Raw genomic sequence first — 21,259 nt, 5'->3', positions numbered from 1 at the left:
GGCGCCACCTCGCCCCGCCCCGGAGGCGGCTCCTAGGGTGCGGCCATGACCTCGACACTCGTCCTGCTGCGCCACGGGCAGAGCACCTGGAACGCCGAGAACCTCTTCACCGGCTGGTGGGACGCCGACCTCTCCGAGCTGGGCCGCACCGAGGCCGCCGCCGCCGGCACGCTCATGGCCGAGGCCGGCATCCGGCCCGACGTCGTGCACACCTCGCTGCAGACGCGGGCCATCCGCACCGCCAACCTGGCCACCGACGCCATGGGCCTGCTGTGGCTGCCGGTCAAGCGCCACTGGCGGCTGAACGAGCGCCACTACGGCGACCTCACCGGGCGCAACAAGGCCGAGGCCACCGCCGAGTTCGGCGAGGCCCAGGTGAAGGTGTGGCGCCGCAGCTACGACGTGCCGCCGCCCCCCACCGCCGAGGGCAACGCCTACGACCCGAACACCGACCCCCGCTACGCCAGCGTGCCGGTGGACGTGCTGCCCCTCTCGGAGTGCCTGGCCGACGTCGTCGACCGGATGCTCCCCTACTGGTTCGACCAGATCGTCCCCGACCTCGCCGGCGGGCGCACGGTGCTGGTGGCCGCCCACGGCAACAGCCTCCGGGCCCTGGTCAAGCACCTCGACGGCATCGCCGATGCCGACATCGCCGGGCTCGACATCCCCACCGGCGTGCCGCTGGTCTACCAGCTCGACGACCAGGCCCGGCCCACCACCGCGGTGCCCGTGCTGTCCCGGGCGCTCGGTGACCCGGAGGCCATCAAGGCCGCCGCCGAGGCCGTCGCCAAGCAGGCCACCGGAGGCTGACCGCCGGCCGGCCCGGCGTCCCGCCTGGCCAGCCCGCTGTGATCCGCGGCACACCTGCGCCGCGCTCCGTATGCTCGGCGCCCATGGCACCGCGCAGCAAGCACCTCGAATCCCTCGGCGAGATCCCGCTGTTCTCCGCGCTCTCGAAGCGGGACCTGCAGCGGATCGCCAAGGCGTCCAACGAGATCAACCGCGACGCGGGCACCGTCCTGGTCGACCAGGGCGACGCCGGGCGCGAGGCCTTCGTCATCATCGACGGCACCGCCACGGTGAAGCGCAACAACCGCAAGGTCGGCACCCTCGGCCCCGGAGACGCCATCGGCGAGCTGTCGCTGCTCGACCACGGCCCCCGCACCGCGACGGTCACCGCCGACACGCCCATGACCCTGCTCGTGCTCAGCGCCCGCGAGTTCAGCGGCGTCATCGAAGAGGTGCCCGGCCTGGCCCACAAGCTCATGATCGAGCTGGCCAAGCGGGTGCGCGAGCTCGACCGCCAGATCTACGGCTGAGGCCGCGCCGCCGAGCGGCTGCGAACCCAGGCCAGGGCAGGGCCCAACACCCGTTGGGGTTTCGGTGATCGACGACCGTCGCGAGTAGGTTTCGCGCTCGTATGGCTACCGAAGAGACCGTCGACGCTGCGAAGCGGATCAAGCCTCATCACCTGGTCATCGGCCTGGGCACAGCGATCGGGCTGTTCTCGGTCGGGTCGGGGATCCTGCCCCTCTTCACCAAGTGGCACGACGAGAGCCCCGTCGGGCGCGAGGTGTTCGGCGGCATCCCCAGCGGGATCAAGCTGAGCTTCTACATCGTCATCCCGCTGCTCATCGTCTACGGCTCGTACATGTTCGCCATGCGGGTCAAGAACTGGGAGCGCGGCGCCCCGGACGACCGCCGCACCACCCCCAAGAACGCCAAGAAGCGCTTCGGCGACTTCCGCTCCGGCGTCTACATGCAGACCCTGCTGCGCGACCCCGCCGCCGGGATCATGCACAGCCTCATCTACTTCCCGTTCCTGATCCTCCTGGCCGTCACCACCATCCTGGAGATCAACCACCAGGTCCCGGTGAGCTGGAAGTTCCTGCACGGCACCACCTACCAGGCGTACTCCGCAGTGGGCGACGCCGCCGGCCTCGCCCTCTTCATCGGCATCTCGTGGGCGATCGTCCGCCGCTACGTGGCCCGCCCGTACCGGATCCGCATCAAGACCAAGGCCGACCACGCCCTGGGCCTCGGCACCATCCTCGCCCTGTCGGTCACCGGCTTCGGCGCCGAGGGCTGGCGCATCGCCGCCGAGGGCACCCCGGCGTTCGAGAAGTGGTCCTTCGTCGGCTACCCGATCGCCACCCTGGTCGACGGCACGAGCACGCTCAACGGCGGCCACCAGATCTGGTGGATCGCCCACGTGTTCTCCTTCATCGTCTTCCTGGTGATCCTCCCGGTCACGATGATGCGGCACATGTTCACCTCGCCGCTGAACATGTACCTGCGCGACCGCGAGCGCCCCAAGGGCGCCATGCGCCCCATGCCCAACCTCATGGAGACCGAGCTCGAGAACTTCGGTGCCGCCACCATCGAGGACTTCACCTGGAAGCAGCTGCTCGACACCGACGCCTGCACCATGTGCGGCCGCTGCACCAGCGTCTGCCCGGCGCACGCCACCGGCAAGCCGCTCGACCCCCGCGAGATCGTGCTCAAGACCGGTGAGGTCATGGCCGCCTCCGGCACCCCCGTGGTGTCGCCCCCCATCAACACCGTGCCGGAGATCAACATCGCCTCCGGCTCCATCTTCGAGCGGGTCACCGCCGAAGAGGTCTGGGCCTGCACCTCCTGCAAGGCCTGCGACGAGATCTGCCCGGTCAACATCGAGATCCTCGACAAGATCCTCGACATGCGCCGCTACCTCACGCTGATGGAGAGCAACTTCCCCAGCGAGCTCGGCGGCGCCTTCGTCGGCATGGAGAACCAGGGCAACCCCTGGGGCATGAGCCAGAGCGACCGGGCCGCGTGGACCGCCAAGGTCGACGACGTGCCGATCCTCGACGGCTCCGAGACCGAGTTCGACCACGAGTACCTCTACTGGGTCGGCTGCGCGGGCAGCTTCGACGACAAGAACCAGAAGGTCACCCAGGCCATGGCCAAGCTCATGAAGCGGGCCGAGATCGACTTCGCCATCCTGGGCCCGAACGAGAACTGCACCGGCGACCCCGCCCGCCGCTCCGGCAACGAGTACATCTTCCAGATGCTGGCCACCCAGAACATCGAGACGCTCAACACCATGGGCGTGAAGAAGATCGTCACCCAGTGCCCGCACTGCTTCAACACCCTCATGAACGAGTACCCGCAGCTCGGCGGGCACTACGAGGTGGTGCACCACAGCCAGTTCCTGGAGTGGCTCATCGACACCGGCAAGCTCGACCTCACCGAGGCCAAGCTCGAGGAGCGAGTGGTGTACCACGACTCCTGCTACCTCGGCCGCCACAACGACGTCTACCTGTCGCCCCGGAACGTCATCGGGTCCCTGTCGGGCATCGAGGTCGTCGAGGCCTCGGCCAACGGCACCAAGGGCATGTGCTGCGGCGCCGGCGGCGCCCGCATGTTCATGGAGGAGACCATCGGCACCAAGGTCAACGACGCCCGCTCCGAGCAGCTCGTCGACACCGGCGCCAGCCGCGTCGCCACCGCCTGCCCCTTCTGCTACATCATGATCGACGACGGCGTGAAGGGCCTGGGCAAGGGCGACGACGTCCAGGTCGCCGACATCTCGATGCACCTCCTCGAGGCGCTCGAGAAGGGCGAGGCCGCCCGGGTCGAGCTGCTCGAGACGGTCGAGGACTGAGCCCCGTGGGCGACGGCAGCACCACCATCCTCGTCGCCAACCCGGACGAAGCCGTCCGGGAGGTCGTGGCCCGCGTGGTCGAGACCGTCGGGCTCGACGCGGTGCGCCTCGCCCCCGACGCCGACCTCGCCGACGCCGTCGTGCACAGCGGTGCCACCGGCGCCGTGCTCGACCTCGGTCCGGACAACCTGGCGGCGCTCGAGGCGCTGCGGGCCCGCACCGAGCCCGGCGCCACCGGCGCCCGCGTGGTGGTGATCGGCACCGGGCCGGCCAACGGCCGCCTGGCCTGGCAGGCCGGCGCCGACGGCTTCCTGGTGCGCCCGTTCCACGCCCGCGAGCTGCAGGCCGCCCTCACCGAGGCCCTGGCCCGCCCCGACGCCGACCGCGCCGCCCACCGCGACGCCCAGGCCGCCGCCCTCGTCTGAGCCGGGCCGTCGCGACCCTCCCTCGTCGCTGCTCCCAGCCGACGCACCAGGCCTGCGCCGTGACGGCGGGCACGGAGTTCACGAAGCGTGCAGGAACCGCCACCCGGCGCGGCTAATCGCTCCGTACAGTGGGCATAGGTCGTTCGACCTAGACAAGGTCGACCACCATCCGTAGTATCCGCAGCGGGACGACCGCTCTCCGCGGTCGAAGAAGAGGGAACGACGTGGCTGAACTCCGGGGGACACCCGACTCGCACCAAGCCTCCAACCTCCAGGGCATCGACGAGAGCGTCGGCCCCATCGGTGGCCAGGCGCTGCTCGAAGGCGTGATGATGCGCCGGGGCGCCTCCTGGGGTGCGGCCGTGCGTCGCCAGGACGGCACCATCGCCACCACCAGCCGCACGCTGCCCGCCGGGCTCGACGGCTGGCGCAAGCTGCCGCTGGTCCGGGGCGTGGTCGCCCTCGGCGAGACCGCGGCGCTCGGCACCAAGGCCACCCTGTGGGCGGCCCAGGAGCGCGGCGACGAGTCGGGCGACGGCTACAGCCGCAAGGGCCTGGTCCTCACCGTCACCATCGCCCTGGTGGGCGTGTTCGGCATCTTCGGCCTGCTGCCGGCGGTGCTGGTCAAGGCGGTCGGCGTCTCGAACCCGGCGCTGTTCTCGCTGACCGAGGGCCTCATCCGCCTCGCCATCCTGGTCGGCTACCTCGCCCTGCTCGGCCGCTCGCCGCAGGTCAAGCGGGTGTTCGCCTACCACGGTGCCGAGCACATGACCATCCACGCCTTCGAGCACCGGGTGCCGCTCACGCCGGAGGGCATCCGCCAGTTCAGCCGCCGCCACCCCCGCTGCGGCACCGCCTTCCTGCTGGTGGTGGTGCTGGTGACGATGTTCGCCCACGCCCTCATCGGCCACCCCTCCTGGGGCCTGCTGGTGGCGTCCCGCATCCTCGGCCTGCCGATCGTGGCCGGCGTGGCCTACGAGGCCATCAAGTTCGCCGGGCTCCACCAGCACCAGCTGGTGGGCAAGGTCCTGATGGCCCCCGGGTCCTGGCTCCAGGGGATCACCACCAACGACCCCACCGACGACATGATCGAGGTGGCCGTCGCCGCCCTCGAGGCCACCCTGGCCGCCGAGCCGCTCGCTGCTGCTGCCGTCACCGGCGCCCCCGCCGTGGCGGTGGCCCCGTGAGCGTCCTGCCCGTCCTGCACCACCCGCTCCACCTGCCCGACCGCCCCATCCGCCGGGCTACGGTCCCGGCGGTGAAGACCCCTGCGGGCTACCGCCGTCGCCTCGTGCTGCTCATGGCGGCCTTCACCACGGCCGTCGAGGTGGCATCGATCTCCGGCGCCGTCCCGAACATCCCGTTCGGCTCGCTCGACCTCCCGCTCTCCATCATCCCGGCCCTCGGCCTGGCGGTGGCCTGCGGCGAGCGCCTGCTCGGCCGCTCCACCCAGCGGGGCGCAGCCATCGTCTACTGGCTGGCCATCTGCGTGCTGCTGCCGGTGCTGGCCGTGGTCTACGCCCGGGACGGTCGCATCGAGCTGTTCACCAGCCTCACCGTGGCGTCGATGAGCGAGGAGCTGGTCTACCGGCTCGCCATCCCCGCCGTCATCGGCGTGGTCCTGCGCTTCGTCGGCCTCCGCCCGGACCGGGCCCGCGTCGCCAGCCTGGCCTTCGCCGGCCTCTGGTTCGTGCTGCTCCCCGGCCACCGCGAGCAGATGCACTCGCTCGGCACGGCGCTGCCGTTCGTGGCCTACGCCGCGCTCGCCGCCCTGATCGTCTACCGCTCGGGCTCGGTCCTGCCCATGGCCGTGGGCCACGCCGTGATCAACCTGCTGACGGTGCTGGTGTGGAGCGAGTCGGTGGCCGCCGACGCCCGGGGCACGGGCCTGGCCTGCACCCTCGGGCTCCTGGTCCTGGCCTACGGCCGCCCGAAGCGCATCACCGTCGCCGACGACGGCGGCCTGGTCGACATCCGCACCGGGCTCGACGTCGCCAGCATCGACCTGCGCGACGGCCGGCCCACGTCGGTCACCCTGAGCGACGGCTCCAGCGTGGTGGTGCAGGGCCCGCTCCCGCACGAGGCCCCCCTGCCCGAGCGCACCGTCCGCTGAGCGCGGCCCGGTCGGCTCAGCCGACCGGGTCGTCCTTGAAGTTCTCCCAGTAGCGCGACGGGGTGGGGCCGCGCTGGCCCTGGTACTTCGAGCCGACGGCGGCGGAGCCGTAGGGCACGTCGGCCTCGGTGGTCATCATCAGGAAGCTGATCTGGCCGATCTTCATGCCGGGGTAGAGCGTGATGGGCAGGGTGGCGATGTTGCTCAGCTCGAGGGTGACGTGGCCGTCCCAGCCGGCGTCGATGAAGCCGGCGGTGGAGTGGATGAGCAGGCCCAGGCGGCCGAGGCTGCTCTTGCCCTCGAGCCGGCCCACGAGGTCGGTGGGGAGGCGGATGCGCTCGGCGGTGGAGCCGAGCACGAACTCACCGGGGTGGAGCATGAACGGGCGGTCGGACTCGGCCGGGATCTCCACCAGCTCGGTGAGGTCCTCGAGGTTCTCCTTCACGTCGATGATCGGCGTGGTGTGGTTGCGGAACACCCGGAAGTAGCGGTCGATCCGGAGGTCGACGGAGGACGGCTGGATGCAGGACTCGTCCAGCGGGTCGATCTCGATGCGGCCCGACGCCAGGGCTTCGCGGATGCTGCGGTCGGAGAGGATCACGGCCTCGCACGCTACCCGTTGCCGTGGCGGGGCCAGGCTGGCTCAGGGCCGGGGCGCGTCCCCACAGGTCGAGCAGGGTGCCGAGGATCTCCTCGCCCACCCCGAGGCCGCCGAGGTGGCTCTCGCCGGCGAGGGTGCGCAGCTCGGCGTTCGGCAGCCGGGCCACCAGGTGCTCGCCGTGGGCGTAGGGGATGATGTGGTCGGCGTCGCCGTGCCACCAGCGCACCGGCACCTGCACGTCGGCGGCGCGGAAGCCCCAGTCCTTGCAGAAGAGCAGCACGTCGGCCAGCGGCGCCGAGAACTGCTTGCGGCTCCCGTTGAGCAGGTCGTCGAGGAACATGGCCTTGAACTCGGGCCGGCCGAGCAGCACCCGGTCGCCCTCGGGCGAGAGGCGGGCGAAGAGGTCGAGCCCGCGGCTGGCCAGCGGCTTCACCAGGCGGATGGCCCCGGTGAGGCCGATCCCGATGGGCACCCGGGCCACCGAGATGAGCGGGGCGAAGTGGCGGCCGACCGAGACCAGCCCGCCGTCGATGGCATCGGGCCCGACGGTGGGGGCCACGCCGCCGAGCACGCCGACGGCCTTCACGCGATCGGGCAGCACCGCGCCCGCGGCCAGGGCGTAGGGCCCACCGCCGGAGAGGCCGATGACGGCGAGCTCGTCGAGGCCGAGGCGGTCGGCCACGGTCTCGAGGTCGGAGGCGAAGGCGCGGATGTTCTCGTAGAGGTGCGGGGTCGAGGAGCCGATGCCCGGCCGGTCGATGCCCACGATGCGCAGGCCGTGGACCTCGGCGTAGGCGCGGGCCTCGGTGGGGATCTGGCGTCGGGCGCCCGGCGTGCCGTGCAGCCACACGATGGACCGACCGGTGGGCGGCCCGAACTCGGCGAAGCCGAGCCGCCGCCCCCGTCCCAGCCCGACGGTGCCCTCGATGCGCGGTGCGATGACCTCCCCCATGGCCCGACAGCGTGCCACCTGGCCGGCGTGCGTCGGCAAACCGGACGGCTGCGCGAGATGCGCCGCTCGGCCGGTCCCGGACGGGTGACGGCGGTACGGTGCGGCCGTGCCTGCCATCTTCGTCCACGGCGTTCCCGAGACCACCGAGCTGTGGGGGCCGCTCGTCGAGCGGCTGGAGCGCGACGACGTCGTGCTGCTGGGCCTGCCCGGCTTCGGCTCGCCCGCCCCGGACTTCGAGCCGAACATGGAGGGCTACGCGTCGTGGCTGGCCGGCGAGCTCACGGCCTACGACGACGTCGACCTGGTGGTGCACGACTGGGGCGCGCTGCTGGCGCTGCGGGTGCTGGCCGACCGGCCCGAGAACATCCGCTCGTGGGTGATGGACGGCGGCGACCTGGCCAGCGACTTCGAGTGGCACGACCTGGCCAAGCTCTGGATCAGCGCCGAAGGCGAGGGCTTCATGGCCGGTGTGGTGGGCGGTCCCGAGGAGGACCGCGCCGGGCTGCTGGCCGCCGCCGGGGTGCCCGCCGAGGGGGCGGCCGCCATGGCTCGCACGTTCGACGAGACCATGGCCGCCTGCATCCTCACCCTCTACCGGTCGTCGGTGGACCTGGGCAACGAGTGGGGGCCGGGGATCGACTCGATCCACGGGCCGGGCCTGGTGCTCGACGCCGACGCCGACCCGTTCAAGGTGCCCGGCCGCGCCCAGCGCCTGGCCGACCGGACCATCGCCGAGATGGCCACCCTCCCCGGCGCCGGCCACTGGTGGATGCTCGACTCGCCCGACGTGGCGGCCGAGGCCATCCAGCGCTTCTGGTCCTCGCTGGCCTGACCCGTTCCGACCGCTGTCGCCCGGGCCCGCTGGACGACCTCGGGCGAGCCGGGTTCGGGGCTACAGGCCCCAGAGGTCGGGCGGCAGCGGGGACCCGGTCTCGAGGTACGACTTGAGGTTCGAGAGGACCACGGGCCAGCCGCCGGAGATCTGGCGGTAGTGGTCGGGGATGAGGTCCTCGTGGGTGACGGTCAGCTTCACCACCGAGCCGCTGGCCTTGAGGTCCATGGTGACGGTGGAGACGTCGGGGTCGTTGCCATCCGCGCCGGCCCAGGTGGTGACGAGCCGATTGGGCGGGTCGCTCTCCACGACGGTGCCGGCGACGTCGGAGATCCCTGAGCCGTCGTTGCGGACGTGCTGCCAGGTGGAGCCCGGCTGCCAGTCGGACTCGTTGCGGTGGCCCCAGTAGGCGGCGGTGGCGTCGGGGTCGGTGAGCGCCTCCCACACCGCTTCGGGGCTGGCCTCGATGTAGGTGACGTAGACGTAGGTCTGGGTGTCTTGCTTGGTGTCGGACATGGCTTCCTCTGCTCGTTGCTTGATGGCGCTCAGGGCGCGCAGGCGGGGGCGCTCGAACCGGTCGATCCACCGCTCCTGGATCTCGTGGAGCGGCACCACGTTGAGGTGGTGGAGCTTCTGGCGGCCCTGCCGGCGGGTGCTGATGAGGTTGGCCGCCTCCAGCACGCCGAGGTGCTGGGTGGCGGACTGGCGGGCCATGTCGAGGTGCTCGCACAGCTCGCCCAACGTCTGGCCGTCCTGCTCGCGCAGCCGGTCCAGCAGCAACCGCCGGGTGGGATCGGCCAACGCTTTGAACACGAGGTCGACGTCCGGAGCCACGACGCCATTTAGGCAGGCATTTACCTGCATGTCAAGGATCGGGCCTCATGACTTGCCGATGCCGGGTCCCGGAACCGGCGAGGAGAGGCGCCCGGGCCGGGCCGGGCCGCCTCCGCCACCGGTTCCTCGACGGCGACCGCCGACGTGCCCATCTGGTGAGGAATGACGCCCGGTCCGGGCCCCGCCGCTACCAGTCCTTCGCGACGGCGACGCCGGTGGCGCCCCAAGCCGGGCGCCAGGCCCGATCCCGGTGGGCCGCGAGGGTGCCGGCTCGGGTAGGGTTCGGGTCCGCCGAGCAGCTCGGACCGGGGCTCCGCCTCACCGCTGCCGCCGCTCGCGGGTGTAGTTCAATGGCAGAACATCAGCTTCCCAAGCTGAATACGGGAGTTCGATTCTCCTCACCCGCTCCAACCACAAAGGCCCAGGTCAGCCCCGGTTTCCGGGCCGCCTGGGCTTTCGCCGTTCAGGCCCAAAATCGGCCTCGTGACCCTAACGTGACCCTATGGGCCGCACGGCCCGGCTACACAGCTTCGGTCGGTCTGGAGACACGCCATGCAACGGCTGGCCTCACGTTGCCGTCTCACCCCCTCCGTGGTCCTCGAGTGCGTACGATCATCCAACACTCAGGGAGAGGGACCTTTTGAACTGGTCAGAGCTAGTTGATCTCGATCGGGCCCTCCGGAACGTCGAGCACGACGCCTACGGCGATTGGTATCGCGACCCCTGGGGCTGGCCAGAGGTCGCGTGGGCAGTAAAGCACCGTCCAGAGATAGTCGCCGCCCGACTGAACGGGACAGGCGCACGCCCAACCCTTGCGCTGACCGTTCCGAAAGAGCAGTTCGGGATGCGACCTGCGGTCGTGCTGGATCCGATCGACCGACTCGCTGGGCAGGCACTAACCGACCGCCTGCTGCCAGAGCTATATAGCGATACACACTCCTGGGTATTCGGATGGCGTCCAAACCGAGCCGACCCCGAACGTGGCAGTTACGTCAAGAACAGCGGTGAGTGGGACCGCTACAGGAGTTACCTGCGTCAATGTAGCGAACAGTACGAGTTTGCGCTGCGCGCTGACATTGCATCCTTCTTTCCCAGCATCGACCTCGGAATTCTCGGTGAGAAGCTCAGGGTTCGAAGCAGACAGTTGGCGCCGCTGCGTCGGCTCGAATCATTTCTGCACGGGGTTGCCTCTCAGCCGGGAAATGCAGGATTGCCCCAGCGATGCCTATCATCCTCGTCCCTAGCGAACATGTACCTTGCCGATATTGATGCCGTACTTGATGTGCGCCCGGAACTCGACGAGACCTTCACCACCAACACAGCCGTGCGCTGGATGGACGACTATTGGATCTTCTCCACATCTGAGGCATGGTTGCGCTCGACCCAAGTCGCGCTGGCTTCGGCGCTACGTGCCGATGGCCTCGATCTGAATTCAGGAAAGACATCTCTGCTTCGTGGCGAGGAAATCGGGGCGGCTATCGACACATTCTCTCATAGCGGCGCAGAACCCAGCCCAATCACAGGCAGAACAATGCTTCCGATTAGACAGGTGGCGGAGTTGGTAGATGGCATAGCTGCCGACCCCGCCTCCACTAGTCGAAGCAACATTTACTTCACGGCCAGATCAGTTGCGGACTTAGAGATGAAACCGGCCGCAATCCAACTTATTCACGTTTCTTCGCAGCTTCCTCACGGTGCCGACCACCTCGCACGTATGGCTCGAAAGCTCAAGCTTTGGGATGGCCCCTACCTCGACTTCCTGGAAGACCATCTTCAGAGCCAGTGGCCGAAGTTCTCCTGGAGCTTGGGCCAGTACGCCACCGGCGTGCCAAGCACGGTCGCAGCGGGCAAGGGCAAGCGAGTGAGAGGCCTCTTTGGTCAGCTCGCCGAGATCGCTTCGACATCTGACGATTTGACCCTTACCACTGCGGTTCTGAGTCGATATGCCGAGTGGGATAAGGACATAGCCCTCCAGCTGGCGACGAGTGTTGTTCGGCGCTCCAATTCCGCACTTCAGTACAGAGCTTGTGCACTGTTCATGCGCGCCGCTGGCGCATCCAAGTCAGAGGTTAGGCGTATCCTCTCTTCTCACGAGGAGAACTTCGCCACCCTCCTCATGCTTGAGGACACAGGCTGGGCGAAAATCCCAGTCGAGAAAGACTACTCCGGACGTCAACGGCCTTGACGATGGAATTCAACGTTCTATTCGTTGACGATTCAAAGCAGAAGGTCTCGCAACGTCTGCGCAACCTTCTTCCGGGAGCGGGAGATCATCTCCAAGGCTACGGCGGTATCGTGTGTAGAGGCGCATTGCTTCCGGAGATCGCGTGGGACCTGCGGGAGCTATGTCGAACAACAGGATTCGGCGACTTTGACGAGTTCAAATGGTCTCCGAAGGCTGGGACCACGATGCATGCGCTAGATGCCGATCTTCGCCAAGCCTTTCTTGCAGCAGTGTGTGACCTCTTCGAGCGGTTCGAGATTCAGCTATTGCTAAGCGTCTCAGGAGCGGTCGCAGACCTCGAGGAGGATCGGGCTTCCTTGCATCGATTCTTGACCGAAAGCATCTCGTCCGCTGTGAGCGGCGACTTCGGCCTGTCGTATGTATTTGACCTCCCCAGCAACGGGTACGGCAAGGGTGGCCCGCAGTTTCTGAAGTATCTGTCGACGACCTGCGCTGATCCGGTACACCGAGCGCCCCGAGTTGCCTTCGAACTATGTACTGACTCGACCTACTCGAGGTTGCTTCAAGCAGCAGACTTTGCGACATCCTGTTCGCTGGCCTACTTGGTGGGTGACCGTCGCTACTCCGACTTGTACATGCAGCGGCTCGTAGCGCTGATCCCTGCTCCTTCGGCTGCGTGGCCTGCAGGGGGATTCTGGGTGGGTGAGGACGATGCTACGAAGACAGCCCTTCTCACCTCTCTTGGTGAAGCGACGCCCGCACCTTGATTGTCTTGCCAACGCTGTCTCTGGCTCAGTGAGCGCTACGGCCTCAGGCAAGCAACTCGTCAATCGCGCTAGCAAGCGCAACATCACGCTCTCTCGTGGCGTGCTGGTAGAGGAGGGCGGCTTGGGGGCTGGCGTGGCCGTGGCGGTACATGAGCTCCTTGGTGCCGGCGCCGGTGCTGGCAGCGAGGGTGCCGGCCAGGTGGCGGAGGTCATGCAGGTGGATGTGGTCGAGGTCGTGGGCTGCTCTCGCCCGTGGCCAGGCGCCGTGGAGGACGTGGGGTGCGAGGGGATTGCCTGCTGGCCGGTGAACACGTAGCCGTACCGCCCGGGCTCGGCGTACTCGTCGAGGTGGTGCTGGAGGTCTGGGATCAGGCTGGCGGGGAGGGCGATGGTGCGCTTGCCGGCGGCGGTCTTGGGTGGGCCGACGAGGTGTTGGCCGTGGCGGTCGAGCTGGCGCTGCTGGACGACGGACAGCTCGCCAGCTTCGAGGTCGAGGTCGCAGCGGCGGAGGCCGAGCAGCTCGCCCTTGCGGAGGCCGACGAAGCCGGCGAGCAGGACGATGCAGCGGTACCGGGGATGGATCGTCTCGGCGATGGCGTGGACCTGGGCAACGGTGGGGATCGGTCGCTCCTCGGCGGGCTCGACGCCGGCGCCCTTGATGTTGCACGGGTTGGCGGCGAGGAGCCCATCCTCGGTGGCGGTGGTCATGATCGAGCGAAGCAGCCGGTAGCACTTGGCGGCCGTGCTGGCGCCGGGCCCGTCGGGTCCCCGCTTCTCGGCCGAAAATGACCGCACCCGGGCGGTGGTGATCTTCGGGACGGGGATGGAGCCGAGGGTCGGGAGGATGTGTAGGCGGAGCTGGGACCGGTACATGTCCTTCACCCGCGGCCGGAGCGGTTCGCCTCGGCTGGTGAGCCGTTCTTCGATCCAGCCGGTGGCGCACTCCTCGAGCGTGATTGTCGCTTCGATCGGGGAGCGCCACTTGCCGTCGGCGCGGTCGGCCAGCGAGCGGGCGTAGGCCGTCTCGGCGGCACGGCGGGTGGTGAAGGACCCGATGCTGATGCGTTCGCCCTCGGGCGAGACGATGCGGACTCGGAACCGGCCGGACGGGAGACGATCGACGCCACCCCCCGCCCTGCGCTGACGCGCCATGAGCACTTCCTCCGAGGAGGGCAGCCTGAGCTGCGGTGAGGTTGGCCAGGTCTCGGCGGTCCCGACGACGCGTCGCCCCTGACGGTACCCCTGCGCCCCTCCCGACGGAAGGCCTCCGGCCCCACTAACCGTCCCGCCGAGCGTCCCGGCCGTCCCGCCAGCCCCATCTGCCGAGCTTCCTCAGAGATCCCGGCCCGCTCACCGCATAGGGGGCATGAACCACCGATCCGAGCAGACGGGTGCATTGCGTCCCGGTCCGGTGTCCCGGTGATGCGGGTGACGACCCTGAAGGCGGCCGGCGACCGGCTCGCCCGACTGGTCGACTACTACGCCGGCCTGGCCGAGGACCGGGACCGATCCGGCCCCGGGCGAGGCCCGGTCGACTACTACCTCGACCCCGACGAGCCGCCGGGAAGGTGGTGGGGATCCGGCATCGAGGCCCTCGGTCTGTCCGGCGAGGTCCATGGCGAGCAGCTCCGTGCGCTCCTCGCCGGCCACCACCCGTCCACCCGACACTCGATCGGGCGCCGGTTCGGTGACCGCTCGGCCCGAGGGTTCGACGCCACGTTCTCGGCCCCGAAGTCGGTCTCGGCGCTGTGGGCGCTCACACCCGACCGGTGGGTCCGGGCCGAAGTCCTTGCCGCCCACGACGCCGCCGTCACTGCCGCCCTCGGCTGGTTCGAGGAGCGCGGCGCCGTCACCCGGCGCGGGAAGGACGGTGTCGACCAGGTCGACTCGCTCGGCATCACCGCTGCGCTCTTCCGCCAGCACACCTCTCGGTCGATGGACCCGCAGCTGCACACCCACGCGCTGATCTCGTCGAAGGTCCAGGACGAGACCGGGAAGTGGCTCGCCCTCGACGCCCGCTTCCTGAAGTACCAGCAGCGCACCATCGGCTGGATCTACGACGCCGCCCTCCGCACCGAGCTGGCCGCCCGGCTCGGCGTTGGCTGGGAGCGTGTCGATCCCGGTGCCCCGGTCGACATGGACTGCATCCCAGACGAGGTGCGCGACCTGTTCTCCAAGCGGACCGTGCAGGTCGACAACCGGCTCGCCGAGCTCCTCGAGCGCTGGCAGGACGAGCACGATGGCGCCGAGCCGGACGCCCGCACAATCGCCAACCTCGAACGCAAGGCCGTGACCGACTCCCGGCCCGACAAGACCCACGGCGTCGACGCCACCGAGCTCCACCAGCTCTGGGCCTCCGACGCCGCAGCGATGGGGTTCGAGTGCCACGAGCTGACCGCCGACGGCATCCGCCGGCACGAACCGGCACCGGACACCAGCCACGAGGCCGTGATCGAGGAAGCCATCCGCCTCGCTGCCGATGAGTCCTCGACGTGGCTCGAAGCCGACCTCGCCCGTCACATCGCGACGCTCCTGCCGCCTACCACCGGCCGCTCGGGCCAGGCTCTGGTGGCCACCATCGACATGCTGGCCAGCTCCGCCGCCGATCGGTGCCTCAACCTCTCGCCGGTGCTCGGCTCCTGGGCCCGCCGCAGGGACGGGCGCCCGGTGGAGGAGCACGTCACCGACCACCGGCTCACCACCCACCACGTCATCGAGCAGGAACAGGACCTCCAGGACTGGGCCCGAGCCAGCCTCGACCCGGCACCCACTGCTGGCGTCGATCCTCAGAGATCAGCGGCGAGCGCCATCGCTGGTGACGACGGCCTCGTGGTGATCGTCGGGCCTGCCGGCACCGGTAAGACCACCACCATCGCCCGGGGCGTCGCCGAGCTGGGCCAGCAGGGTCGACCGGTCGTCGGCCTCGCTCCCTCGGGCAAGGCCACCGATGTGCTGGCCACTGACGCAAAGTGCCCCAGCCTCACTCTCGCCTCGTTCCTGCTCCACCACGCCGATGACCGCCGCCGGCCGTGGCGGCCGGGCACCACGGTCATCCTCGACGAGGCCGCCATGACCGGCACCGACGACCTCCACCGCCTGGTCGACCTCGCCCGCCGCCACCACTGGCGGCTCGTCGCCGTCGGTGACCCCGCCCAGCTACCCGCCGTCGGCCGAGGCTGCGTCTTCGCCCACTGGTGCGACACCCTCGCCCACCACGAGCTGATCACGCCTCGCCGCTTCGTGGAACCGTGGAAGGCGGCTGCCAGCATCGCCCTCCGGACCGCCGACCCCGAGGCCGCCGAGCAGTACGCCGCCCACGACCGGCTCCACACCACCCACCCCAAGCTTCTCGCCCGCCAGCTCGCCAAGGAGGTGGCCCGCGCTGAAGCCGAAGGCCGGACGGTCGCCCTCACCGCCGCCTCGGTGTCCACCGCGCGTTCCATCAACGAAGCGATCCAGCACGAGCGAGGGACGGCGCTCGATCACGGTGCTGTCCTGGCCGACGGCACGAAGGCCGGCATCGGCGATCGCATCGCCACCCGTCGCAACGAGCCCACCCTCGAGACGACCGCCAGCGTGACCGTCCGAAACCGCCACACCTGGACCGTCCGATCCGTCAGCGAGGACGACGGCCTCGTGGTGACCGATGCCGAGCATGGGTCAGTCCACCTCCCGGCTGACTACGTCGCTAGGCACGTCGAGCTCGGCTGGGCCGTCACCGGCTACGGCAACCAAGGCGACACCACCGACATCGCCTACGCCGTCGTCGAGCCCGGCACGAGCCGCTCGCACCTCTACGTCGCCATGACCAGAGGCCGAGAAGCCAACCACGCCTGGATCCCCAACCACGCCTGGATCCCCGACCCCACCGGCACCCTCGACCCCGCCGAGGCCCTGGCCGAGGTCGCCAGCCGAGCGCCGAGCCACGAGTCCGCTCTCGCCATGCATGCGCATCTTGTCCGCATCCAACGAGAGCGGTCTGCCGTCGTGCGAGCGGAACCAGCAGCTCCCAAGCTCGTCCCACCCCACCTCGAACCCTGACGGCACAATGCCGCCGGCCGTCGATCACCAATAGGGTGCCGCCGTGGAACTCGGCGACATCGAACCTGTTCAACCTCGATCCGTCTGGGCCAACGAAGCGCGTGACTTCACGCCATGGCTTCTGGCGAATGCGGAGCGGCTGGGCCGAGCCCTTGGCATCGAGCTGGAACTACACGCAGCGGAGCATCCCGTGGGGGGCTACTCGCTCGACCTCATCGGACAGGACCTCACCAACGACGCCGTGCTCATGGTCGAGAACCAGTTGGAGCCGACCGATCACACGCATCTCGGTCAAGTCCTCACGTACGCTGCCGGAACGGGGGCCACGACCATCGTGTGGATCGCAACGGCCTTCCGAGACGAGCATCGGCAGGCACTCGACTGGCTCAACGAGCAAACAGGCGAGGACACACACTTCTTCGGAGTCGTGCTGTCCCTCGTGAGGATCGGTACTTCGGCGCCCGCACCCCTCTTCGAGGTCGTGTCGAAACCCAACGACTGGCAGAAGCGCGTCCGCACCGCTAGCCGGTCCGGCGGCGGGATGAGCCCCCGGAGCGAGAAGTACCGGACTTTCTGGGAGCGATACTTGGAGCGCCAGGCATCCGAGCACAGCGACTGGGGTCGGCGTGGATCGCCACAACCGGCCAACTGGATGTCCTTCGGCGGGCCGTTCCAGGGGACCCAGATCAACCCATCGTTCGCGCAAGGCCGTCGCCTCCGTCACGAGCTGTACATCGATCGCGGCGACTCCTCGGCCAACGTGGCGCTTTTCGAGCTCTTGGTCGAGCGACGCGAGCTACTTGAGGCCGCTTTTGGCCATCAACTCGAAGTTCGACGAGATCGAAGGCAAGCGAGCCTGCCGGATCGCCACCTACCGAGAAGACGGCGACATCCTCGAGGAGGCTCAGTGGGATCAGTACCTGGACTGGTTCCTCGACGCCGGCGAGCGCATGCGCCGTGCGCTTGCCCAAGTCGCCGAAGACGTGAGGGCCTTCGATTCCGATCGACCGTCAGGCTGAGTCCCGGGAGGGGATTCGCTTGGCGTGCTCAGAGACGAGGCACAAAGATTGACTGCCGCCGAACCCGTGAGGCTCCGGAGGCCGGGGCGGGTGAGGAAGCCAGCTAGGCGGGTGTCGCCATCAGCGCTAATGCGGATGTCGATGCGGTTACGGCGGGTCGCCGGGTCGTAGGACCGGTAGCGCTCGGTGAGATGGTGGAAGCCTTGGTTCGTCGAGCCGACGAGAGCTCGGGCCGACTCGGGGGCGTCGTGCTGGTACGGGCCGTCGACCAGAAGGTCGGTGGCGGCCAGGAGCCGGTGGACCGGCGAATCGGCCAGCTGACTGCGGAGGTCCTGGACGGCGTAGCCGGTGAAGGTGATCACCCCGAGTCCGGCGGCTCGCACCCGTTCGGCCAGGAAGCCGCAAGCGTCCGCCTGGTCGAACGGCTCGCCACCCAACAACGTCAGTCCCTCGACGCCGGCGGTCACGATGGCGTCGGCCAGACCATCAACGTCGGCATCGGGTCCGCCGGGTTCGAACAGGTGCGGGTTGATGCATCCGGGGCAGCGGATAGAGCAGCCCTGCACCCATACCGCTGTCCGCAGGAACGGTCCCTCGGCGGTGGTGCCATGTAGTACGCGGGCCACGGACAGGGCGGTCACGTTGTCGTTCAGAGATCGAGCCGCCGGCCGCGACCTGATGGTGCGGCCTTCGGCGGGGGAGGGGCCGCAGGAGAGAGCGTGATCCGGTTCCGAATGCCGGCGAAGACATGAGGCGGGACGCCGCCGACGGTCATCAGCTGGTCAACGTGGGTGAACCCGCCGATCCTGGTCCGCTCGGCGACGAGACGCTGAGCGGCCTCAGGGGCCAGCCCGAGCTGCACCGACAGGTCAGCCGCGTTCGAACGATTGGCGTCGATAGGACCGGCCGGCGACGCCGCCGAGGTCGTCGCTGCGTCTCGAGGAGGAGGCGGCCGAAGCAGCGGAGGCGGCGGAGGCGGAGGTGCCCAGGCGGTGGAAGCCGACCCAAGCAAGACGTCGTCCACCGAAGGCCCGGAGGGATTCGGAGGAGGTGTCGGGGTGGCCGCCGCTGTGGCGTACCAGGCGGCATCCCCGGTGTGGTGCGCCCGCCAGATCAGCCACGGCCGATTGGCCCGCACGCAGTAGGCGATGCTGCTGATCCAGACCACCATCATGATGAGAGCCCCAACCGTGTCACCGGGTGTCGAGGTCCCCTTCTTTCCGTCTCCCAGCGTCAGGATCGAAACAAACAAGACAGCGCCGGCCACGCCGAAGGCCTGGGTTGCCCGACGCCAGTCGGCCCGCCCGGTCTTTCTGCTCACGTACCACAGGGATGCCCAGGTCAGCAGTCCTACCGAGAGGATGGGGCCCAGGAGCCAGGCACTGTTGCGAACGCGCCAGGATCGATCGCAGAGGTTCTCGGCGGGAGTGTTCATCCGTCCTGCTCCAGGTTCTGGCCGAGGGCCAGGTCGTCGGTTGCGGTGGCGGTGGCGGAGGCGTGGTAGTCGGGAGTGAGGCTGGAGTCGGTGACGGTCTCGCCGCAGAGGGCCTCGATGCGGGCCACCTCGTCTAGGCAGCCGGGGCCGGTCACCCCGCTCGTCTCGGCTCGCAGGGTGCCGTCGGCCAGGACCTGGACGGTGATGCGCTTTCGGGTCATGCCTCGACCTCCTCGAAGACCAGCTGGACGGTGCCGTCTTCGGCCACCTCTTCCCCGACGAGCACCAGGCCGAGCTGAGCTGCCCGTGTGCGCATCTCGTCGACCTTGTCAGCCTGGACGAGCCGGCCGACCTCGGCGTCCACGGCGCTGACGAACGCCTCAGTGGCCTCGTCGGTGGAGTCGTCGATCCGGCCCAAGTAGGCGCCGCCGATGAGCTGGAAGCGCACGACGTCTTGGCCAAGTTGCCCGGTGACCACCAGGCCCTCGAAGTCGACGACCACTCCAGTGGCGCCAAGCGAGACAAGGGTGCGCTCGAGCAGAGCGGGGTCGGTGATTCGGGTCTGACGGCAGCCCTCGCACAGATCGGTGCGGTGGCGCTCCTTGTAGGCGCTGTAGGCGGCGATGCCGATGGGGATGAGGATGACCTCGATGCTCATGGATCGGCTGCTTCTAGAACTCGATGGTCCGGCCGCCACGCCAACGGCCGACGTCGGTGGTGGGATCGGTGGGCGGGGTGCTCTCGTACTGATCGAGGTCCTCTGTGGCGGTGGCGGCCACGGCCCGGGTGGAGGCCCAGGTGCGGTTGGCGGCGATCTGCTCGGCCTGCGTGACCGATAGTGCGACGGTGTTGCGGATGGAGCGCAACAGGTCCTCTTCAGTGACGCCGCGGCGTTCGGCGAAGGCGTCGAAGCATGCGCTGACGACCACCTGCTCGATCTCGGCTCCCGAGAAGCCCTCGCTGGAAGCTCCCAGGCGATCGACCAAGGCAGCGTCGAGGGCAAGGCTTGCCGAGACGGCACGTCCCGGGAGCAGGCGACGCCGAAGGTGGAGGTTCCAGATGCTGGTGCGCTCCGCGTGCGTAGGGAGGTCGACGAAGAAGATCTCATCGAAGCGACCCTTGCGCAGGAACTCGGGCGGGAGCCGATCGATGGCGTTGGCCGTTGCGATGACGAACACCGGCTTCTGCTTCTCCTGCATCCACGTGAGGAAGGTCCCGAAGACGCGCTGGCTGGTGCCAGAGTCGCCCCCGCCGCCGGCCGAGCCGAAGCCCTTCTCGATCTCATCGATCCACAGGATCGATGGCGAGGTGGCCTCGGCCAGCTCCAAGGCACCACGCATGTTCTGCTCGCTGGACCCCACCAGGCCGGCGAAGACCCGCCCGATGTCGAGACGCAGCAGCGGCATGCCCCACAGGCTGGAGGTGCACTTGGCGGTGAGGCTCTTGCCGCAGCCAGGCACGCCTGTGATGAGGATTCCCTTCGGGAACGGAAGCGCCCATTCCTCGGCCTCCGCCTGCCAGGAGCTGTTGCGCTTGCCGAGCCAGCGCTTGAGGTTCTCCAGCCCGCCGACGTCGTTGAGGTCGCCCGAGGGCGGAATGAACTCTAGAAGCCCGGACTTGCGGATGGTCTGGCGCTTCTCGTCGAGCACCAGCTCAACGTCGGCGGCGTCGAGACGGCCGTCGATGGCGATGGCTCGGGCGAAGGCGTTCTCGGCTTCGTTTCGGGTGAGGCCGAGGGCGGCCTGAACCAGGCGGTGACGGTCGTCGGGGCTGAGATCGACAGTGATCGCGTCGCGGTTGGAGTGGATCATTTCCTCCAACACCTCCTCGATCTCGGCGGCGCCGGGGAGGGGCAGGTTGACGACCGAGACCGTCTTCTCGAGATCGACCGGCAGGGAGAGGGTCGGCGCCACGATGATCAGCGTGGAGGCGACGTCACCGTTCTTGAACTGTTCGGCCAGGTCTCGGATAGCTCGAACCGTGCCGGGCTCAGCGCCACGCTGGCCCGCTAGCGAGTGATGCAGATCGAAGAACACGAACAGCGTCGGCTCGGTGGCATTCGCTGCTTGGGCCAACGCCTTGTCTGGTGCGACCGCAGTGCCGGTGGCGGTGGCCTGGTGGAGGCCCTTCGTGAGGGAGTAGACGACGACGTTGCGCCGGGTCTTCAGCGCTTCAGGGTCCTCGGCGAGGCCGAGGACGATGTCGACGACCCGTTCCTCCTCATGCGTCTCCACGAGAAGAACCGGGTTCCTGGCCTTGATGAGCTGCACCAGGACTGTTCGGAACTCGCTCGTACTGTCCACCGGGGATGCTCCTCCTCAGCGACCCACCAGCCGCTCCCGCCTGCAACCTACTGGTTCGCCCGTACCGCTACCTCGGCCCCACCTCTGTCGGCCTGGTCCCCCAAGC

18 protein-coding genes, 1 tRNA gene and 3 pseudogenes are annotated in these 21,259 nt (G+C 68.9%); 14 read left to right on the top strand and 8 right to left on the bottom strand.

The features are described 5' to 3' along the window. The first annotated feature begins 45 nt into the window (after positions 1-45). The 6 genes from gpmA (at position 46) to KSP35_RS16265 (ending at position 6,184) form a co-directional block, all read left to right on the top strand. Positions 46-810, top strand: coding sequence for a 2,3-diphosphoglycerate-dependent phosphoglycerate mutase (gpmA, locus tag KSP35_RS16290; RefSeq protein WP_216996872.1), 765 nt, complete (start codon positions 46-48; stop codon positions 808-810). A gap of 83 nt (positions 811-893) precedes the next feature. Beyond that, positions 894-1,319, top strand: coding sequence for a cyclic nucleotide-binding domain-containing protein (locus tag KSP35_RS16285; protein ID WP_216996871.1), 426 nt, complete (start codon positions 894-896; stop codon positions 1,317-1,319). A 101-nt stretch (positions 1,320-1,420) separates the two neighbouring features. Next, positions 1,421-3,646 (top strand): heterodisulfide reductase-related iron-sulfur binding cluster, encoded by a 2,226-nt coding sequence (locus tag KSP35_RS16280; RefSeq protein ID WP_216996870.1) that lies wholly within the window; start codon positions 1,421-1,423, stop codon positions 3,644-3,646. Between the two features lie 5 nt (positions 3,647-3,651). Beyond that, positions 3,652-4,071 (top strand): hypothetical protein, encoded by a 420-nt coding sequence (locus KSP35_RS16275; protein WP_216996869.1) that lies wholly within the window; start codon positions 3,652-3,654, stop codon positions 4,069-4,071. A gap of 224 nt (positions 4,072-4,295) precedes the next feature. Continuing rightward, on the top strand, positions 4,296-5,258 hold the full coding sequence (locus KSP35_RS16270) for a DUF1385 domain-containing protein (RefSeq protein WP_216996868.1): 963 nt from the start codon (positions 4,296-4,298) through the stop codon (positions 5,256-5,258). Next, complete coding sequence (locus KSP35_RS16265; RefSeq protein WP_216996867.1) at positions 5,255-6,184, top strand: type II CAAX prenyl endopeptidase Rce1 family protein; 930 nt, start codon at positions 5,255-5,257, stop codon at positions 6,182-6,184. The genes KSP35_RS16270 and KSP35_RS16265 overlap by 4 nt, the downstream gene beginning before the upstream one ends. Positions 6,185-6,200: 16 nt before the next feature. Here the strand turns inward: KSP35_RS16265 and dcd are convergent, their stop codons facing one another. Next, positions 6,201-6,785, bottom strand: coding sequence for a dCTP deaminase (gene dcd, locus KSP35_RS16260; protein WP_216996866.1), 585 nt, complete (start codon positions 6,783-6,785; stop codon positions 6,201-6,203). A 55-nt stretch (positions 6,786-6,840) separates the two neighbouring features. After that, a pseudogene (locus KSP35_RS24615) lies at positions 6,841-7,737 on the bottom strand (alpha/beta fold hydrolase); the annotation flags it as partial. Between the two features lie 106 nt (positions 7,738-7,843). On the opposite strand from KSP35_RS24615, the gene KSP35_RS16255 reads away from it, so the two are divergent. After that, the gene (locus KSP35_RS16255; RefSeq protein WP_216996865.1) at positions 7,844-8,569 is read left to right on the top strand and encodes an alpha/beta fold hydrolase; all 726 of its coding nucleotides are present in this window, start codon (positions 7,844-7,846) and stop codon (positions 8,567-8,569) included. A gap of 60 nt (positions 8,570-8,629) precedes the next feature. Here the strand turns inward: KSP35_RS16255 and KSP35_RS16250 are convergent, their stop codons facing one another. Continuing rightward, on the bottom strand, positions 8,630-9,433 hold the full coding sequence (locus KSP35_RS16250; protein ID WP_216996864.1) for a metalloregulator ArsR/SmtB family transcription factor: 804 nt from the start codon (positions 9,431-9,433) through the stop codon (positions 8,630-8,632). 306 nt (positions 9,434-9,739) lie between these two features. Here KSP35_RS16250 and KSP35_RS16245 point away from each other — a divergent pair. The 7 genes and pseudogenes from KSP35_RS16245 (at position 9,740) to KSP35_RS24610 (ending at position 17,415) form a co-directional block, all read left to right on the top strand. After that, a tRNA-Gly gene (locus tag KSP35_RS16245) sits at positions 9,740-9,813 on the top strand. A 92-nt stretch (positions 9,814-9,905) separates the two neighbouring features. Continuing rightward, the gene (locus KSP35_RS16240) at positions 9,906-11,588 is read left to right on the top strand and encodes an RNA-directed DNA polymerase (protein ID WP_216996863.1); all 1,683 of its coding nucleotides are present in this window, start codon (positions 9,906-9,908) and stop codon (positions 11,586-11,588) included. 2 nt (positions 11,589-11,590) lie between these two features. Next, positions 11,591-12,355 (top strand): hypothetical protein, encoded by a 765-nt coding sequence (locus KSP35_RS16235; RefSeq protein WP_216996862.1) that lies wholly within the window; start codon positions 11,591-11,593, stop codon positions 12,353-12,355. A 348-nt stretch (positions 12,356-12,703) separates the two neighbouring features. After that, complete coding sequence (locus tag KSP35_RS16230; RefSeq protein ID WP_216996861.1) at positions 12,704-13,144, top strand: hypothetical protein; 441 nt, start codon at positions 12,704-12,706, stop codon at positions 13,142-13,144. Between the two features lie 639 nt (positions 13,145-13,783). After that, complete coding sequence (gene mobF, locus KSP35_RS16225; protein WP_216996860.1) at positions 13,784-16,396, top strand: MobF family relaxase; 2,613 nt, start codon at positions 13,784-13,786, stop codon at positions 16,394-16,396. Between the two features lie 247 nt (positions 16,397-16,643). Then, positions 16,644-17,168 (top strand): annotated as a pseudogene (locus tag KSP35_RS26035) (DUF4268 domain-containing protein); the annotation flags it as partial. Positions 17,169-17,208: 40 nt separating this feature from the next. Further along, complete coding sequence (locus KSP35_RS24610) at positions 17,209-17,415, top strand: DUF4268 domain-containing protein (RefSeq protein ID WP_254126803.1); 207 nt, start codon at positions 17,209-17,211, stop codon at positions 17,413-17,415. A gap of 260 nt (positions 17,416-17,675) precedes the next feature. Here KSP35_RS24610 and KSP35_RS26030 read toward each other — a convergent pair. The 5 genes and pseudogenes from KSP35_RS26030 to KSP35_RS16195 form a co-directional block, all read right to left on the bottom strand. Continuing rightward, a pseudogene (locus tag KSP35_RS26030) lies at positions 17,676-17,981 on the bottom strand (4Fe-4S cluster-binding domain-containing protein); the annotation flags it as partial. 83 nt (positions 17,982-18,064) lie between these two features. After that, positions 18,065-18,850, bottom strand: a complete 786-nt coding sequence (locus tag KSP35_RS16210; RefSeq protein WP_216996858.1) for a helix-hairpin-helix domain-containing protein — start codon at positions 18,848-18,850, stop codon at positions 18,065-18,067. Further along, on the bottom strand, positions 18,847-19,071 hold the full coding sequence (locus KSP35_RS16205) for a DUF2997 domain-containing protein (protein ID WP_216996857.1): 225 nt from the start codon (positions 19,069-19,071) through the stop codon (positions 18,847-18,849). The genes KSP35_RS16210 and KSP35_RS16205 overlap by 4 nt, the downstream gene beginning before the upstream one ends. Further along, positions 19,068-19,508, bottom strand: a complete 441-nt coding sequence (locus KSP35_RS16200) for a hypothetical protein (protein WP_216996856.1) — start codon at positions 19,506-19,508, stop codon at positions 19,068-19,070. Before KSP35_RS16200 ends, KSP35_RS16205 begins: the two co-directional genes overlap by 4 nt. Before the next feature lie 13 nt (positions 19,509-19,521). Then, complete coding sequence (locus tag KSP35_RS16195; RefSeq protein ID WP_371748620.1) at positions 19,522-21,153, bottom strand: AAA family ATPase; 1,632 nt, start codon at positions 21,151-21,153, stop codon at positions 19,522-19,524. Positions 21,154-21,259: the final 106 nt, after the last annotated feature.

This window comes from Aquihabitans sp. G128, assembly GCF_019048865.1.
In the GTDB taxonomy this organism is placed as follows: domain Bacteria; phylum Actinomycetota; class Acidimicrobiia; order Acidimicrobiales; family Iamiaceae; genus Aquihabitans.
The sequence above is the reverse complement of the archived record's forward strand: the minus strand, read 5'-3'. Positions and strand labels throughout refer to the sequence as shown.